Source organism: Lactobacillus nasalidis (genome assembly GCF_016587775.1).
Taxonomy (GTDB): Bacteria; Bacillota; Bacilli; order Lactobacillales; family Lactobacillaceae; genus Lactobacillus; species Lactobacillus nasalidis.
The window spans coordinates 1-1,664 of sequence record NZ_BOCG01000425.1; the positions used below are offsets into that span (position 1 = coordinate 1).

Genomic DNA, 1,664 nt, shown 5'->3' on the forward strand with positions numbered 1-1,664 from the left:
ATCGGGTTGTAGTAGGACGGATTCCGCAGAATTGCCGCCAGAGTCGCCCCTTCCGCCACCGTCAGCTGACTGGCGTTTTTGCCGAAGTATTTGCGGCTGGCATCTTGGACCCCGTATACCCCATTGCCGAAGTAGGCATTGTTTAAGTACATGGCCAGAATCTGCTTTTTAGAATAGACCTTGGTTACCTGGATGGCGTAGAACATTTCTTCAACCTTCCTGGACAGGGTCTGCTGCTGGGTCAGAATCGAGTTCTTCACCAGCTGCTGGGTAATCGTTGACCCACCGCCGGCAATGGTGCCGTGGTGGATGACGTAACTGACGGCTGCCCGGGCAATCCCCTTGGGGCTGATCCCGATATTGGTCCAAAAAGTCCGGTCTTCAGTCGCGATGACGGCTTTTTGCACGTTCTTTGAGATCTTGCTCAAGCTGACGTAAGTCCCCTTGCCCGATGAAACCGACCCGGCCTTCTTGCCGTTTTGGTCGTAGATCACCGTAGTTTGGGCCAGCGAAGCCTGCAGGTTGGACAGGTTGGCTGTTTTGACTTTAAATGTATAATAAGAAGATACGGCTAAAAATAGGCTTAAAACGATCAAGATCAACCATCTTACCAGCTGGAAACGGTAGTTGATGCGTTTGAGCCAGCCCCGCAGCCTGTGTTTGGGCTGGAGGTCGTTTGCTTGTTTTCGCGCTTTGCGCCTGTTTTCCATTTATATCTGCTCCTTTGTTAGAACATAGTCTAAACAGTTTGATTTTAACATAAAAGCTGCCGGCAACCACGCTGGCAGCGGCAAGTTATCCATTTCTTAACTGGGGCAGAAAGCTTTTAAGAAAGATGAAAAAGACACAATCATGATTTACCATTTCAGTTTAACCTATCCCAGTGACCGGCCGGCAGCTTCCGTCAGCGACCTGCTGCGGGCCCTGCTGATTCCGCGCAAATGGCGCCATTACCTGCGGACCGAACGGCAGGTGCTGGTCAACGGCGAATACCGCAGCTTCAACCAGCCAGTCCAGGCCGGCGACCAGATCGACCTCTACCTGGACCAGGTCGAATCCCTTCAAGGCAGCTACCCGCCCAGCGGCCGCCTGCCGCACGTCATCTATGAAGACGACAACGTTCTGGTCATCGACAAGCCCAAAGGACAGAAGACCCACCCCAACCAGGGAGAAAACGGCACAGCCTTGAACGACTGCGCCAGCTACCTGGGCTACAGTCCCTATATCGTCCACCGGCTGGACATGCTGACTGGCGGCCTGCTGCTGGTTGCCAAGAATCCGGCCGTCGTGCCGATTTTGAACCGGCAGCTGACCAGCAAGACCCTCAAGCGGGACTACCTGGCCACGGTTGATTTGGAAAAAGCTTTGCCCGACCAGGGCACGATCGATCTACCGATCGGCCAGGACCCGCTTGACCAGAGAAAAAGACAGGTGCGCCCCGACGGCCTGCGGGCCATCAGCCACTACCAGGTTCTCAGCCGGCAGGGACGGCGGGCAAAGCTGCTGGTGAGCCTGGAAACCGGCCGGACCCACCAGATCCGGGTGCACCTGGCCGCCTGCGGCTGGCCGATCGTAGGCGATCCCCTCTATAATCCGGGATGCGGCAGCGAAGACCTGGCCTTGACCGGCTGGCGGCTGTCTTTTGTCAAGCCGTACAGCTTTGA

2 protein-coding genes are annotated in these 1,664 nt (G+C 55.8%); one reads left to right on the top strand and one right to left on the bottom strand.

Annotated features, from left to right (window positions below):
* The coding region (locus lacNas_RS07860; RefSeq protein ID WP_201346755.1) for a transglycosylase domain-containing protein at positions 1-710 on the bottom strand (710 nt) is incomplete at its 3' end.
* A gap of 142 nt (positions 711-852) precedes the next feature.
* Here lacNas_RS07860 and lacNas_RS07865 point away from each other — a divergent pair.
* The coding region (locus tag lacNas_RS07865) for an RluA family pseudouridine synthase (RefSeq protein ID WP_201346756.1) at positions 853-1,664 on the top strand (812 nt) is incomplete at its 3' end.